The sequence below is a fragment of the Massilia sp. Masssp94 genome (assembly GCF_059491305.1).
In genome coordinates this window covers 4,055,336-4,069,839 of the sequence record NZ_CP168501.1, presented here as the reverse complement: position 1 = coordinate 4,069,839, position 14,504 = coordinate 4,055,336, and the positions used below count along the sequence as shown (strand labels likewise).

Here is a 14,504-nt window from a genome sequence, read left to right as displayed (position 1 = left end):
CCAGCCGCTCTACAATGGTCCGACGACAGGCTGCCCACCACGGAGACCCATGAAGCTCGCGTTCCTCGCCGTCCTCGCCCTCTGCACCCCGGCCGGTGCCGCGCCCCAGTTTCCACCGAACGGCGCCACCGACGTCAATCCGGACACGCATCTGGTACTCCGCTTCGCCAGCCCGCCGACGATCGGCCACGCCGGCAGGATCCGCATCTACGACGCGGCCGACGACAAGCTCGTCGACGAACTGGACCTGGGCATCCCGCCCGGCCCCACCGAACGCGCGCCCGGCCCGTATCCGCCCTACCTCGCCACGACTTACGACTACGGCGGGCCGCGCCGGACCAATGCAGGCACGACGCCGGGCACGCCGTCCGCACCGGGCGTCCAGCCTGCCGCGGGCAACTACCAGCTGACGATCATCGGCGGCTTCACGGACGGTTTTCATTTTTATCCCGTGATCGTGCACGGCAACGCGGCCACGATCACCCCGCACCATAACCTGCTCCGCTACGGGAAGACGTATTACGTGCGGATCGACCCGGGCGTGCTGACGGTGGCCGACGGCAGCTTCAAGGGCGTCAACGACTGGCGCTTCACGACGAAGGCCCGTGCGCCGGCCGCGGATGCGCGCCGCGTGACCGTGGCGGCGGACGGCAGCGGCGATTTCGACACCGTGCAGGGCGCGCTCGACTGGGTACCGGACCGGCACGCCGGCCGCGTCACGATCTTCGTGAAGAACGGCGACTACGAGGAGATCGTCTACGCCCGCAACAAGCACGACGTCACCGTACAAGGCGAGAGCCGCGACGGCGTACGCATCCATTACGCGAACAACGAGGTGTTCAACCCGCATCCGCCGAACGTCGGCACGAACGAGTTGCCGGGCACGTTCCCGTCGCGGCGCGCGGCGTTCGCGCTCGACCATGTACGCGGCATGGTGCTGGAGAACCTGACCATCGCGACGACGGCGAACGGCCAGGCGGAAGGCCTGCTGCTCAACGGCGAGCGCACGATCGTGAAGAACGTGACGATCGAAGGCGCGGGCGACGCGCTGCAGACGAACGGCAGCGCGTACTTCGAGAACATCCGCCTGACGGGCACCGGCGACACGATCCTCGGCCGCGGTCCCGCGTACTTCCGCCACTGCGAGATCGTCTCGCGCGGCGCGTTCATGTGGATCCGGAATACGCAGGCGAATCACGGCAACGTGTTCGACCACTGCACGTTCCGTGCGACCGGCGGCGAGACTGTGCTGGCGCGCCTGCCCGACAACAAGGGCCGCAATTATCCGTATGCGGAAGCGGTGCTGCTGGATGCGACCCTGGTCGGCATCGCGCCGGAAGGCTGGGGCCCCGTCGACGGCGATGCGTCGCACGTGCGGTTCCTGGAATTCAACAGCCGCGCTGCCGACGGCAAGCCGGTGGACGTCGGCAAGCGGCATCCGGCATCGCGCCGGCTCGACAAGGACCGCGACGCGGACACGATCGCGCACTACCGCGATCCGGCCTGGGTGCTGGGCGGCTGGACGCCTCACTCGCCCTGACGGCTCCCCTTGCGGTAATCGGTCGGACTGCTGCCCGTCCACTGCTTGAAGGCGCGGCAAAAACCGGTGGCGTCGGCGAAGCCCAGGTCGAACGCCAGCGCCGCCACGCCCGTGTTCGAATTGGCGAGCCGGTGGACGGCGATGTCGCGCCGCAGGCCGTCCTTCACCAGCTGGAAGCGCGTGCCCTCTTCCGCGAAGCGCCGGTTGAGCGTGCGCACGGAGACGTGCAGCGCCTGCGCGAGATCCTGGATCGTCACCGGCTGCGCGATGTGCTGCTCGAGATACGCGCGCGTCCTGGCCATCAGCGTGCCGCGCTGGCCGGCGCTGAACGTCCAGTCTTCGGGCGCGCGTTTCAGGAATGCCCACAACTCGTGCTTCTCGCGCCTGAACTGTTCCGCGCAATCCTGGTAGGCGAACTCGATGCCCGTCATGTCCGCATCGAAGCGCACCTCGCCGGGAAACAGGAGCGCATGGTCTTCCGCGTGCCGCGGGCGGGGGAAACGGAATTCGACGCGGTGCAGGCCGAGCTCCCGGCCGAGCAGCCACGATGCGATCCCGTGGATCAGCTTCACCATCAGCTCGTGGGCCAGTGGCGTGACGGGCGTCCCCGGCGCCCGCTCCACCAGCGCCAGCCGCACCAGGTCGTTCTTCGTCGAGATCTGCAGCCGGTAGTCGTCCAGCAGCAGGTTCCAGAAGCGCACGAGGCGGTTCAGCGCGACCAGCACCGTCGGCGCATCCAGGAGGCTGAGCATCAGGTATTTCAGGGTGCCGCCCCGGATCGGCCGCGACCACAGGCCCAGCATCTCGTCGTCGAGCGTCGCCGCGATCGTCCGGTACAGCGCGACGTATTGCTGGCGCGTGAGCCGCGCGTCGGGCTGGTCGAGCAATGATGGCGGAATGGCGGCGCCGGCGAGCGCCTGCGCCGCGACGGCGGCGCCATGCCGGGTGCGTATCGCGTACAGCATCCCGTGCAGGAAGTGGGCAGAGAGGGTGATCATCCTGTGATTATGGCGTGTTTTGCATATTGATTGGCGCGATCCACCAACTTTTACGACGCCACCTCCATATACTGGCGCTTGAATTCTGCGTCATATGGCGCATTTTGCAAACCGTTGGAGAGCATGGAATGACTGCGAAACGTATCGTCGTGACCGGCATGGGCCTGGTATCGCCGTTGGGATGTGGCGTCGAAGCCGCGTGGGCGCGCCTGTTGAGCGGCGAGTCCGGCCTGGCCGGCCTGTCCGAGGACATCACGGAAGGGATCGCGGCCAAGGTCGCCGGCGTCGTGCCCGCGTTGGCGGAAGACCGCCCGTGGGGTTTCGATCCCGACCGCGTCGTGGAACCGAAGGACCAGAAGAAGATGGACCGGTTCAGCATGTTCGCCCTCGCCGCCGCGCAGGAAGCCTTGCAGCAGGCGGGCTGGCAGCCGCAGACCGACGATGAGCGCGAACGCACGGCCACCATCGTGGCGTCCGGCATCGGCGGCTTCGGCGCCGTCGTGGAAGCCGTGCGGACCACGGACGGCCGCGGCCCGCGCCGCCTGTCGCCGTTCACCGTGCCGAGCTTCCTCGCCAATATGGCGGCCGGGCACATCTCGATCCGCCACGGCTTGCGCGGCCCGCTGGGCGCGCCCGTGACGGCATGCGCCGCGAGCGCCCAGGCCATCGGCGATGCCGCGCGCCTGATCCGCGCCGGCGAGGCCGACGTCGCCGTGTGCGGCGGCGCGGAAGCCTGCATCGACCGGGTCAGCTTCGGCGCCTTCGCCGCCGCCCGGACGATGTCCACGAGCTTCAACGACGATCCCACGCAGGCATCCCGTCCGTTCGACGCGGCGCGCGACGGCTTCGTGATGGGCGAAGGCGCCGGCATCCTCGTCATCGAAGACCTGGAGCACGCGCTGCGCCGCGGCGCCGTGCCGATCGCGGAACTGGTCGGCTACGGCACGAGCGCCGACGCGTACCACATGACGTCGCCGCCCGAAGACGGCGACGGCGGACGGCGCGCGATGGCCCTCGCGATCCGGCAGGCGGGCGTGGCGCCGGAACGGATCGGGCACCTGAACGCGCACGCGACGTCCACGCCGGTGGGCGACGCCAGCGAACTCGCCGCCATCAAGACCATCTTCGGCGCGGGCCGCGGTCCCGCCGTCTCGGCCACGAAGTCCGCGACCGGCCATTTGCTCGGCGCGGCCGGCGGCGTGGAAGCCATCTTCACCGTGCTCGCGCTGCGCGACCAGGTGGCGCCGCCGACCCTCAACTTCGAGCAGCCGGATGCGGCGGCGGAAGGCGTCGACATCGTTGCGGGCGCGGCGCGCAAGATCGCGACGGAGTATGCGATCTCGAACGGGTTCGGGTTCGGCGGCGTCAACGCGAGCCTGCTGTTCCGGCGGCGCTAGTCGTCGTCCCTGCGAAGGCAGGAACCCAATTCCGCTTGCGTGACCACGCCGGCAAACTTGCATTCTCGCCTCCGCGGGAATGACGTTTTTGGGCTGCAGGACTAACGTTTGCGCGCCCTGTCCGTCAGCACGAGCGCGATCCCGCCCAGGATCGCCACGACGGCCACCAGCAGCCGCGTCGTGAATGCTTCATCGAGCCACAACGTGCCGCCGACGGCCGCGATCACGGGCACGGACAGTTGCACGCTCGCGGCCTGCAGTGCCGACAGCCCGCGCAGCGCCGCATACCAGATCACGTAGCCGAGCCCCGACGTGAGCGCACCGGATGCGATCGCGAGCAGCACGCCGGCCGCATCCGCCTGCGCGCGTGCCGCGCACATCAGGCCAAGCGCCAACGCCAGCGGCGTGGCGCGCAGGAAGTTCGATGCCGTGGCCGCGAGCGGGTCGGGCACGCCGCGCCCGCGCAGCGAGTACGCGCCCCACGCGATGCCCGCGACGGCCATCAGCGCGGCGCCCGTCAGCGGCGGCGCGGCCACGCCCGGCAATACGAGGACGATGAAGCCGGCCAGCGCGAGCGCGAGGCCCGTCCAGCCGCGCGGCGCGAACCGCTCGCCGCCCGCGAGGCCCACGGCGAACATGGTCAGCTGGACGGCGCCGAACAGGATCAGCGCGCCGGTCCCTGCCGGCAAGGTGAGATAGGCGAACGAGAACGCGGCCACGTAGGCGAACAGCATCGCGGCGGCGCGCCAGTCCGGCTTTGCCGCCGGACGCGCACGCACGCGCATCGCGAGCGCCAGCACGAGCGCGCCGGACGTCACGCGGATGGCGCCGAAGGTCGCGGGATCGATGTGCGTGTCACGGAGCGCGATGCGGCACAGCAGCGAGTTGGCCGCGAACGCGGCCATCGCCAATGCCGTCAAGGCGATCGTGGCGGCCGGTTCCTTCGATCTGCGCGCGCCAGGACGGTCCAAGTCAGATGTCGAGGTGGGAAATGAGCAGGCGGCGGCGTTCGCTGTCGCCCTCCGCCGCTTCACCGGCCGGGCCGAGCGAAATGCCGACGGCCATGATGTCGATGAGGAGCAGTTGCAGGATGCGCGAGATCATCGACAGGAACGTCGTGCTGTCCTCGCTGTGGTCGACGGCGAGGCACACGCTCGCCTTGCGCGCCAGCTGGGACTTGCTGCTCGTGATGGCGATGACGTCGGCACCGGCGGCCCGCGCGACGTCGACGGCGTCCAGCAGTTCCGGCAGCTGGCCCGTCGTCGAGATGGCGACGACGACGTCGCCCGGTCCCAGCAGCTCGGCCGCCAGCGCGAACAAATGCGCGTCGCCGTACGACGAGGTCGGGATGCGGAAGCGGAAGAATTTGTGCTGGCCGTCCAGCGCCACGACGCGCGAATTGCCCATCGCGTAGAACTCGACGCGCTTCGCCTTGCGCAGGATGTCGATGGCGCGGTCGATCGAATTCACGTCCAGCTGGTCGCGGAATCTAAGGATCGCGGACACCGTGTTGTCGATGACTTTCGCCGACAGGTCGTGCGTGCTGTCGGTCATGCGCACCTGGCTGTGGCGCACGGGGATCGTGCCCGTCAGGCTGCCCGCGAACTTCAGCTTGAAGTCGGCGAGGCCCGCGAAGCCCAGCGAACGGCAGAAGCGGATCACGGTCGGCTGGCTGACGTCGGCCAGCTTCGCGATCTCGGCGATCGGCTCGGACAGGACCTTGCGCGGATGCTCGATCACGAGCTGCGCCACGCGCTGCTCGGCCGGCGACAGTTCCGCCTGCAGGTGCTGCACGCGCTCCATCAGCGTGTTTGCGCCGCTGCGGTTGCGCAGGTGTTCCGACAGGATGCTCGACACGCCGTACAGCGCCGGCGTCGGCATCATGATCACGTACGTCGGGATCTGCGCGAGGTAGCTGGAGAAGCGCCCCTTCGCTTCGAAGCGCGTGCGGAACGGCGACGTCTTGAACCACTCGGCCATGCGCGGCACGATGCCGCCGCCGATGAAGATGCCGCCGAACGCGCCCAGCGTGACGGCCAGGTTCGCGGCCGCGCCGCCCAGCATGCCGGCGAAGCATTCCAGCACTTCCAGGCACAGCGGATCCTTCTGGTCCAATGCGGCCGCCATGATCGCGGCCGCATCACGCTGTGGTGCTTCCACGCCGTTGCGCAGCGCGAGCGCGCGATAGATGATTTCCATGCCGGGGCCGGAGATCAGGCGCTCGTTCGACACGTGCTGCCATTCGCGCCAGGCGTATTGCAGGATCGCGAATTCGCGCTCGTCGGCCGGCGCGAAGTTGACGTGGCCGCCCTCGCTGCCGAGGGTGACGAAGCCGTCCACTGTCGGGATCACGCCGGACACGCCCAGGCCGGTGCCGGGACCGAGCACGCCGGCCACCGCATTCGCGATCGGCTTGCCGCCGCCGATCTGCAGCAGGTCTTCCGGCTTGAAGCCCGGCAGCGCCATCGCCAGCGCCGTGAAGTCGTTCACGATCAGCAGCGTCGTCAGGCCGAGCGTGCGGCGCACCTCTTCCGTCGAGAACTGCCAGTCGCGGTTGGTCATGCGGATGAAGTCGCCGCTGATCGGGTTCGCGAGCGCGAACGCCGCGTGGGTGATGCGGACATGGCCGCTCTGGGCCTGGGTCTGGGCCAGGTAGGCGTTCAGCAGCGGGACGATGCCCGGATAGTCGTCGCACAGCAGCACGGCCACGTTGCGCAGCACGCCCGGCGCGATCTCCAGGGCAAAGCGCGCATGGGTCGCGCCGATGTCGGCCAGCAGGCGCGGACCGTCGGAATACGCGGCGCGGGTGTGCTTCTGTTCGGTGTCGGGCTCAAGCGTCATGGTGTTGCTCTTCTCGCGAAGGTCTCCTCTATTGCGCGTAGGATACCATTGATTGAAATGCACCAAAAAGCGATTATGACCCGATTCGGGTGGTTACAACGAAATAAGCGGCCCCGCAGGGCCGCTCTTTCCACATCGACAACGCCGGCGCTTATTGGCCGCGCGCTTCCGCGTCGATCTTCGACAGCGCGCCGGTATCGCGCATGAACCAGCAGACGACCAGCGTGCAGGCGATGACGGCCGTCGTGTACCAGTAAAAGCCGCTTTCCAGGCTGACGGATTTGAACCACAGCGCCAGGTACTCGGCCGTGCCGCCGAACACGGAGACGGCGAATGCATACGGCACGCCGACGCCGGTGGCGCGGATCGAGGCCGGGAACAGCTCGGCTTTGACCAGCGCGTTGATCGAGGTGTAGCCGGACACGATCAGCCAGGCGCAGGCGATCAGGCCGAACGCTTGCCACGGGCCGCTGGCGTGGCGGATGCCGGTCAACAGCGGCACGGTGAACAGGGTGCCCAGCAGCGCGAAGCCGATGAGCAGCGGCTTGCGGCCGATGCGGTCCGACAGCGCGCCGTACAGCGGCTGCAGGCACATCGCGAACAGCAGCGACGCGGCCGAGACGGCGGTCGTCTGCGAGTCGGTCAGGCCGACGGACAGGCGCAGGAATTTCTGCATATAGGTCGTGTAGACGTAGAACGCGAGCGTGCCGCCCATCGTCAGGCCGATCACCAGCAGCACTTCGCGCGGATGCTGGGCCAGCTGCTTCAGGCCGCCCATCGGCTTGGCGCTTTTTTTCGCTTCCTTGCGCGCGGCCTCGAACGATCCGGTCTCCGGCAGGTTGTGACGCATGCGCAGGGCCAGCAGCGCGAGGCAGGCGCCGGTGAAGAACGGGATGCGCCAGCCCCAGGCACGCAGCTGCCCGGCGTCGAGCAGGAAGTTCTGCAGCACGAGCAGCAGGATCAGCGCCAGCAGCTGGCCGCCGATCAGCGTCACGTACTGGAAGCTGCTGTAGAAGCCGCGGTGCTTCGAGTCCGCCATCTCCGACAGGTACGTCGCGCTGGCGCCGTATTCGCCGCCGAGGCTCAGGCCCTGCAGCAGGCGCGCCAGCAGCAGGATGCACGGCGACAGGATGCCGGCCGCGGCATACGTCGGCGCGCAGGCGATCAGGAGGGAGCCGAAGCACATCAGCAGCACGGACGTCATCAGCGCCGTCTTGCGGCCGAGGCGGTCGCCGATGTGGCCGAACAGGATGCCGCCGATCGGGCGCACGAAGAAGCCCAGCGCGAAGATGCCCGCCGTGGACATCATCTGCGCCGTCGGGTCCTGCTTGGGGAAGAACGAGCTCGCGAAGTACAGCGCGAAGGCCGAGTAGCAGTAGAAATCGAACCACTCGACGAGGTTGCCGGCCGAGCCGATGAAGATGGCCTTCAGGCGCGCGCCGGAAATGCGTTCGCCGGCGCCGGCGGCTGCCTGGGCGCCGGCCTTGGATGTGATGGTGTTCATGGTTGTCTCCTCTTTTGGTATGCCCACTATCCCAGCCGGAGGCCACGCGCACATCCGCAACTTCCGGCGCGCCCTCCTCCGTAAAACTACGGAGGCGGTTTTCTAAAGGCCGCGCAACTGCTATCGTTGGCGTCATGCCCAAACTGCTCAACCTCCTCATCGGCGCCGGTGCGCTCGCCGTCATCGCGGCGTCGGGGAACTGGGCCGAGCGCCACGAGCTGCAGACCAAGACGGAAGGCTTGCGCCAGGCCGCGGCCGCGCACGTGCTGGGGCTGCGCGGCCTCGTCGAGAAACACGACTTCCTGCCGCACGCGGCGGCCCGCCACCCGGACGTGCAAGACCTGCTGCGCACCCCGCGCGACGGCGCGCTGCGGGCGCGCGTGAACGATTATTTCGCCGACCTGCAGGCGACGACGGGCGCCGCCGCGCTGTTCCTCGTCGACCGCGCGGGCCTCACGCTCGCGGCCAGCAACTGGAACCAGCCGTCCAGCTTCGTCGGCCAGTCCTACCGCCAGCGGCCGTACTTCGAGGATGCCGTGCAGGGCCGGCGCGGCATCTTCTATGGCCTCGGCCTCACGACGGGCCAGTCCGGCCTGTTCATCGCGGAACCCGTGCGCGCGCATGGTGCCATCCTGGGCGTCGTCGTCGTGAAGATCAGCCTGGAGCCGCTCCAGGCCACATGGATGCGCGGCGCCGACCCGGTGGTGCTGCGCGACAGCCGCGGCATCGTCTTTCTCTCCGCCGTGCCGGACTGGCTGTTCCACGCGATCCGGCCCGTGTCCGCTGCCGACCTGCACTGGATCGCCGAACACCGCCAGTACGGCAACCGCGAACGGTTCTACGTGTTGCCGTGGCAGACGGAGACGCGCGGGGCGTCGCCCGGCTTCGTCGTGCACACGACCGTCGGCGGCCGCCGCCTCGACCTGCTTGCGCTGGACACGCCGCTGCCGGAACTGGGCTGGACGCTGACCGTCACGACGGACATGAAGGAAGTCGTGCAGGCGCGCCAGCTGGCGCTGATGCTGGCCGCGCTGGCCGTCGCGCTGCTGCTGCTCGGCGTGCTGTACTGGCGCCTGCGCGAAAAGCGCTTCCGCGAGCAGCGCTCGGCCCGCATCGAACTGGAACGCCGGGTCGAGGAGCGCACCCGCGACCTGGAAGAAGCGCACGCGTTCCGCAAGGCGATGGAGGATTCGCTCCTCGTGGGCATGCGCGCGCGCGACCCGGAGGGCACCATCATCTACGTGAATCCGGCCCTGTGCGCGATGGTGGGCTACAGCGCGGACGAGTTGCTGGGCCGCCGGCCGCCGTATCCCTACTGGCATCCGGACGACCAGGAAAAACACGAGCGCGAAAGCGCCGACGCGCTGCAGGGCCGCGCCGCGCCGCACGGCTTCGAATCGCGCATCCGCCACAAGGACGGCCACGACGTGATCACGATGGTCTACACGGCGCCGCTCGTGGACGCGCAGGGCGTGCACCGCGGCTGGATGAGTTCCGTCGTCGACATCACGGCGCAGAAGCAGGCCGAGGCCCGCCAACGCGACCAGGAAGTGCGCCTGCAGCGCAGCGCGCGCCTCGCGAGCGTGGGCGAGATGGCGTCCACGCTCGCGCACGAACTCAATCAGCCGCTGATGGCGCTGTCGAACTTCGCCGTCGCGGCGCGCGCCCTCGCCGCGCAGTCCGCGCCGCCCGACATGCTGGCCGGCGCGCTCGACGAGATCGTCGAACAGAGCAAGCGCGCCAGCGAGATCGTCAAGCGGGTGCGCGCGTTCATCAATCCCAAGCGGGGGCATTACGAAAACCTTGCGGTCGATGGCGTCATCGCGCATGCGGTGGAGTTGCTCAAGCCGGAATTGCAGCAGGCCGGGATCGCGCTGCAGCTGTCGCTGGACGCCGGTGACACGCTCGTGCGCGGCGACCGCGTCCTGCTCGAACAGGTGCTCGTGAACCTGATCCACAACGCGATGCATGCCATGCAGGATCGCCCGCGCGGACGCATCGACGTCGCATGCCGGCGCGTGGACCAGGGCGTGCGCGTCACCGTCACCGACGCGGGCCCGGGCATCCCGCCCGAACAGCTGGAGCAGATCTTCGCGCCGTTCTTCACCACCCGCCCCGACGGCCTGGGGCTCGGACTGAACATCTGCCGCACCATCGTCGAGGCCCACGGCGGTTCCATGACCGTCGAGAACCCTGCCGCCGGCGGCGCCGCCTTTTCCTTCACGCTTCCGATCGCGCCATGAAAGACATCCCACTCACGCTCTATGTCGTCGACGACGACGAAGCCCTGCGCCGCTCCCTGCTGGTGCTGTTGTTCTCGCAAGGACTCGCCGTGCAGGCGTTCGAATCGGGAGAAGCGTTCCTGGACGCCGTCGACATGCGCCAGCCGGGCTGCCTGATCCTCGACCTGCGCCTGGGCGGTATGAGCGGCCTGGCCGTGTTCGACCGCCTGCGCGCGGCACACAGCCCGCTCGTCACGCTGTTCCTGTCCGGTCACGGCGACATCCCGACCGCGCTGGAATCCGTGCGCCAGGGCGCGTGGGACTGGGTGGAAAAGCCGGACACGCAGCACCTGCTCGACAAACTGCCGGCCGCCATCGCGGAAGCACGCGGACGGGCGAACGCGCTGCGGCTGTGGGCCGAGCTGACGCCGCGCGAACGGGAAGTCGCGCGGCTCGTGGGGCTCGGCCAGCCGAACAAGGAAATCGCGCGGCTGCTCGTGCCGCCATGCGGGCCGCGGTCGGTGGAGACGCACCGGGCGAACATCTTCAGCAAGCTGCAGTGCGCGAACGATAACGAGTTGGGACGGTGGCTGGCGGCCCACCCGTGGCTGGGGTAGGGTGGGCGGCCCCCGCCCACGCGTGACGCCTGGATTAATCCTGCGAAATCAGCGCCACCGGCGCGCGCGTATCGAACTGCACCTTGCCGCCCGAGACGACGGCCGTCTTGCCCGTGTACGCATCGCGCACCGTCTGCCCGTCGCCGAACACGCCGGCCACGGGGATGGCCACCGTACGGTCCTGCGGCAGGTCGAGGGCGACGACGACGCGGTCGGAGACGCCGTTCTTCTCGTACGTGCGCTTGAACGTGTACGGGCTGGACGCGATCATCTGGTGCACGCCCGCGCCCACGGCCGGATGCGCATGACGGAAGCGGCCCAGGCGCGCCCAGTAGTCGCGCACTTCGGCCACGCCGTGCAGGCCCACCTGGGCGTTGTTCTTCAACTGGTCCCAGTTCATGAAGGAGCGCAGGTTCGCATCGCCGGTTGCGCCTTCGATCTTCAGCACGCGCGCCGTCTCGTCGCCGTAATAAACCTGGGCCTGGCCCGGTGCCAGCAGCAGCTTGTTCGCTTCCTCGAACGGGTGCGCGCGCATCGCATCGAACGGGTGGCCGTCGTCGTGCGAGTCGAGGTAGTTCAGGACCGTCACGCCGGTCAAGGGACCGTTCAGCAGGCCCGAGTACTTGGAGAACAGCGTCTCGTAGCTCTGGGTTGCGTCGCCCGGCAGCGCGAAGTTGATCATGCTGTCGAAGCCGTTGTCGTAATAGTCGACCTTCGTGCCGTCGTCGTAGGCGAACGGGCGGCCGTCCGCGATCGGGTGGCCGTACGCTTCGGCCACCATGAAGAACGGTTGGTTGCCGATCTTTTCGATGCCCTCCTTGCCGGCCGGCGTGCGCTTCCAATCCTCATAGGCCTGGCTCGCGACCTTCTTGAGGTCTTTCCACACGCCGGGTTCCGTGTGCTTGACGGTGTCGCCGCGGAAGCCGTCGAAGCCGTACTTGCGTACCCAGTCGGCGTGCCATTTCATCAGGTAGTAGCGCGGCGCGCGCGGGTAGCCCGTGCGCTTGAAGAAGTCGTCCAGCTCCTTCGTTTCGCGCTCGTAGCGCCCTTCCTTCTTCCACTTCGCGACGAGGAACGGCGGCAGGTCGACGTTCGCATTGCTGTCGGTGCGGAAGTCCGGCAGGTTCTTCACGAGCGTGCAATCGACCGTGCCCTTGACGTCCTTGAAGGTACAGGTCGGCGACGTGCGCACCCAGTCGGCCGGCCACACCGAGTCTTCAGGCGTGACTGGACCGGTATGGTTCATCACGACGTCGAGCAGCACGCGGATGCCGCGCGCATGCGCCGCCTCGACGAGGTCGCGCACGTCCTTCGCGGTGCCGGCGTTGGCGTCGACGGCCGTGAAGTCGCGCGCCCAGTAGCCGTGGAAGCCGTAGCTGACGCCCGTGCCCTCGTCGGTCGACGCGTGGATCTGCTCGACCGGCGGCGAGATCCAGAGCGCGTCCACGCCCAGGTCCGTGAAATACCCTTCCTTGATCTTGGCCGTGATGCCGGCCAGGTCGCCGCCCATGAAGCCGCGCGCGACGGCAGCAATGTTCTTGCGGCCGTAGGCGTGGTCGTTCGACGGATCGGCGTTGTTGAAGCGGTCGATCACGACGAAGTAGACGGTCGCGTTATCCCAGGTGAACGGCTTGCCCTTGACCGGCGACAGGTCGGGCGCGGCCGAGGCGGCACCGAAGGCGAGCATCAGGGAGGCGGCGAGAACGGGTAGTTTCATGCGGGGTCCTGTGTGGTGAGTGGAAATCAGGTGACGACGCTCGGCTGCTCGCGGCCCGTCCGCTCCTTCAGTCTCGACACCTGCTCCGCGATGGCGATGAGCGGCGCCAGCGCCTGCTGGGTGTCGAGGTTGTGGCGGGCCGGGTCGGCCTCGTAGCGTTCCAGGTACAGGCGCACGGTGGCGCCCTCCGTGCCGGTGCCGGACAGGCGCAGCACGATGCGCGAGCCGTCCGTCATGACGATGCGTACGCCCTGGCGCGTGGACACGGAGTTGTCGACCGGGTCGGTGTAGGTGAAATCGTCGGCGAGCTGGACGCGGAAGTCTCCCAGCGTCTGCCCTGCCAGCGATGCGAGCTTGCCGCGCAAGTCGTCCATCATCGCGTTGGCGGCGGCGGCGTCCACGGCCTCGTAGTCGTGGCGCGAATAATAGTTGCGGCCGAAGCGGGCCCAGTGTTCCTGCACGATCTCGCCCACGGACTTGCCCGTCGCGGCGATCAGGTTCAGCCAGAACAGCACGGCCCACACGCCATCCTTTTCGCGGATGTGCATCGAGCCCGTGCCGTAGCTCTCTTCGCCGCACAAGGTGGCGAGACCCGCGTCGAGCAGGTTGCCGAAGTACTTCCAGCCGGTCGGGGTCTCGAAGCAGGAGACGCCCAGCGCGGCCGCCACGCGGTCCGCGGCCTGCGACGTCGGCATCGAACGCGCGATGCCCTTGATGCCGTCGCGGTAGCCCGGTGCGGCGGTCGCATTGGCGGCGATGATGGCGAGGCTGTCCGACGGCGACACCGCGAGCTTGCGGCCGACGATCATGTTGCGGTCGCCGTCGCCGTCCGATGCGGCGCCGAAGTCGGGCGCGTCCGGGCCGTCCATCAGCGCGATCAGGTCGGCCGCGTTGACGGGGTTCGGGTCCGGGTGGTGGCCGCCGAAATCTTCCAGCGGCTCGGCGTTGACGACGGTGCCCGCGGGCGCGCCCAGCATGCCTTCGATGATGGCCTTCGCGTACGGGCCGGAGACGGCGTGCATGCCGTCGAAGCGCATCGTGAAGCCGCGCTGGAACAGGGCGCGGATCGCGTCGAAGTCGAACAGGCCGGCCATCAGCTCGGCGTAGTCGGCCACGGAATCGATCACCTCGACTTCCATGTCTTCGAGGCGGATGCTGCCGATCTTGTCCAGGTCGACCGGGCCGGCGTCGCTGATGCGGTAGGACGTCAGCGTCTTCGTGTGTTCGTAGATCGCGTCGGTGATCTTCTCGGGTGCCGGGCCGCCGTTGTCGATGTTGTACTTGATGCCGAAGTCGCCGTCGGGACCGCCGGGATTGTGGCTGGCCGAGAGGACGATGCCGCCGAGCGCGGCGCGCTTGCGGATCACGCAGCTGACCGCGGGCGTGGACAGGATGCCGCCGCGGCCCACGAGCACGCGGCCCACGCCGTGGGCGGCCGCCATGCGCAGGATGGTCTGGATGGCTTCGCGGTTGAAATAGCGGCCGTCGCCGCCGAGCACCAGGGTGCGGCCCTGCACATTACCCAGCGCGCCCAGCGTCAGGAAGATGGCCTCGACGAAGTTTTCCAGGTAGCCGGGCTGCTGGAACTCCGTCACCTTCTTGCGCAGCCCGGACGTGCCGGGGCGTTGCCCGGCGAACGGGGTCGTCGCGATCGTCTGAATTGTCATG

10 protein-coding genes are annotated in these 14,504 nt (G+C 68.6%); 4 read left to right on the top strand and 6 right to left on the bottom strand.

The window, feature by feature from the left end:
- Positions 1–49 precede the first annotated feature (49 nt).
- Positions 50–1,540, top strand: coding sequence for a pectinesterase family protein (locus ACEN9G_RS17990; RefSeq protein ID WP_483126814.1), 1,491 nt, complete (start codon positions 50–52; stop codon positions 1,538–1,540).
- Here the strand turns inward: ACEN9G_RS17990 and ACEN9G_RS17985 are convergent.
- The gene (locus ACEN9G_RS17985; protein ID WP_413343104.1) at positions 1,528–2,538 is read right to left on the bottom strand and encodes an AraC family transcriptional regulator; all 1,011 of its coding nucleotides are present in this window, start codon (positions 2,536–2,538) and stop codon (positions 1,528–1,530) included. The genes ACEN9G_RS17990 and ACEN9G_RS17985 overlap by 13 nt on opposite strands.
- Before the next feature lie 128 nt (positions 2,539–2,666).
- On the opposite strand from ACEN9G_RS17985, the gene fabF reads away from it, so the two are divergent.
- Positions 2,667–3,935, top strand: coding sequence for a beta-ketoacyl-ACP synthase II (gene fabF / locus ACEN9G_RS17980; RefSeq protein ID WP_483126813.1), 1,269 nt, complete (start codon positions 2,667–2,669; stop codon positions 3,933–3,935).
- A 101-nt stretch (positions 3,936–4,036) separates the two neighbouring features.
- Here fabF and ACEN9G_RS17975 read toward each other — a convergent pair whose 3' ends face one another.
- From ACEN9G_RS17975 to ACEN9G_RS17965, 3 genes are all read right to left on the bottom strand, one after another.
- Positions 4,037–4,840, bottom strand: coding sequence for a DMT family transporter (locus ACEN9G_RS17975; protein WP_483127740.1), 804 nt, complete (start codon positions 4,838–4,840; stop codon positions 4,037–4,039).
- Between the two features lie 67 nt (positions 4,841–4,907).
- Positions 4,908–6,776: a glucokinase gene (locus tag ACEN9G_RS17970; protein WP_413340746.1), complete on the bottom strand. Its 1,869-nt coding sequence runs from the start codon at positions 6,774–6,776 to the stop codon at positions 4,908–4,910.
- 151 nt (positions 6,777–6,927) lie between these two features.
- Positions 6,928–8,280 carry an MFS transporter gene (locus ACEN9G_RS17965; protein WP_413340748.1) on the bottom strand — a complete coding sequence of 451 codons (1,353 nt, stop codon included), beginning with the start codon at positions 8,278–8,280 and terminating at the stop codon, positions 6,928–6,930.
- Positions 8,281–8,414: 134 nt separating this feature from the next.
- Here ACEN9G_RS17965 and ACEN9G_RS17960 point away from each other — a divergent pair, with 134 nt between their 5' ends.
- On the top strand, positions 8,415–10,523 hold the full coding sequence (locus ACEN9G_RS17960) for a sensor histidine kinase (protein ID WP_413340750.1): 2,109 nt from the start codon (positions 8,415–8,417) through the stop codon (positions 10,521–10,523).
- Positions 10,520–11,119: a response regulator transcription factor gene (locus tag ACEN9G_RS17955; protein ID WP_413340752.1), complete on the top strand. Its 600-nt coding sequence runs from the start codon at positions 10,520–10,522 to the stop codon at positions 11,117–11,119. Before ACEN9G_RS17960 ends, ACEN9G_RS17955 begins: the two co-directional genes overlap by 4 nt.
- Before the next feature lie 34 nt (positions 11,120–11,153).
- Here the strand turns inward: ACEN9G_RS17955 and ACEN9G_RS17950 are convergent, their stop codons facing one another.
- Together ACEN9G_RS17950 and ACEN9G_RS17945 are read right to left on the bottom strand one after the other, a co-directional pair.
- Positions 11,154–12,836 carry an alpha-amylase family glycosyl hydrolase gene (locus ACEN9G_RS17950; RefSeq protein ID WP_413340754.1) on the bottom strand — a complete coding sequence of 561 codons (1,683 nt, stop codon included), beginning with the start codon at positions 12,834–12,836 and terminating at the stop codon, positions 11,154–11,156.
- A gap of 26 nt (positions 12,837–12,862) precedes the next feature.
- Entirely contained in the window at positions 12,863–14,503 is a 1,641-nt protein-coding gene (locus ACEN9G_RS17945; RefSeq protein ID WP_413340755.1) for an alpha-D-glucose phosphate-specific phosphoglucomutase, read from the bottom strand.
- Position 14,504 lies beyond the last annotated feature (1 nt).

Coding starts and splice junctions, on each gene's coding strand:
- ACEN9G_RS17990 (WP_483126814.1), top strand. CDS start 50: ATGAAGCTCGCGTTCCTCGCCGTCCTCGCCCTCTGCACCCCGGCCGGT.
- ACEN9G_RS17985 (WP_413343104.1), bottom strand. CDS start 2,538: ATGATCACCCTCTCTGCCCACTTCCTGCACGGGATGCTGTACGCGATA.
- fabF (WP_483126813.1), top strand. CDS start 2,667: ATGACTGCGAAACGTATCGTCGTGACCGGCATGGGCCTGGTATCGCCG.
- ACEN9G_RS17975 (WP_483127740.1), bottom strand. CDS start 4,840: ATGGCCGCGTTCGCGGCCAACTCGCTGCTGTGCCGCATCGCGCTCCGT.
- ACEN9G_RS17970 (WP_413340746.1), bottom strand. CDS start 6,776: ATGACGCTTGAGCCCGACACCGAACAGAAGCACACCCGCGCCGCGTAT.
- ACEN9G_RS17965 (WP_413340748.1), bottom strand. CDS start 8,280: ATGAACACCATCACATCCAAGGCCGGCGCCCAGGCAGCCGCCGGCGCC.
- ACEN9G_RS17960 (WP_413340750.1), top strand. CDS start 8,415: ATGCCCAAACTGCTCAACCTCCTCATCGGCGCCGGTGCGCTCGCCGTC.
- ACEN9G_RS17955 (WP_413340752.1), top strand. CDS start 10,520: ATGAAAGACATCCCACTCACGCTCTATGTCGTCGACGACGACGAAGCC.
- ACEN9G_RS17950 (WP_413340754.1), bottom strand. CDS start 12,836: ATGAAACTACCCGTTCTCGCCGCCTCCCTGATGCTCGCCTTCGGTGCC.
- ACEN9G_RS17945 (WP_413340755.1), bottom strand. CDS start 14,503: ATGACAATTCAGACGATCGCGACGACCCCGTTCGCCGGGCAACGCCCC.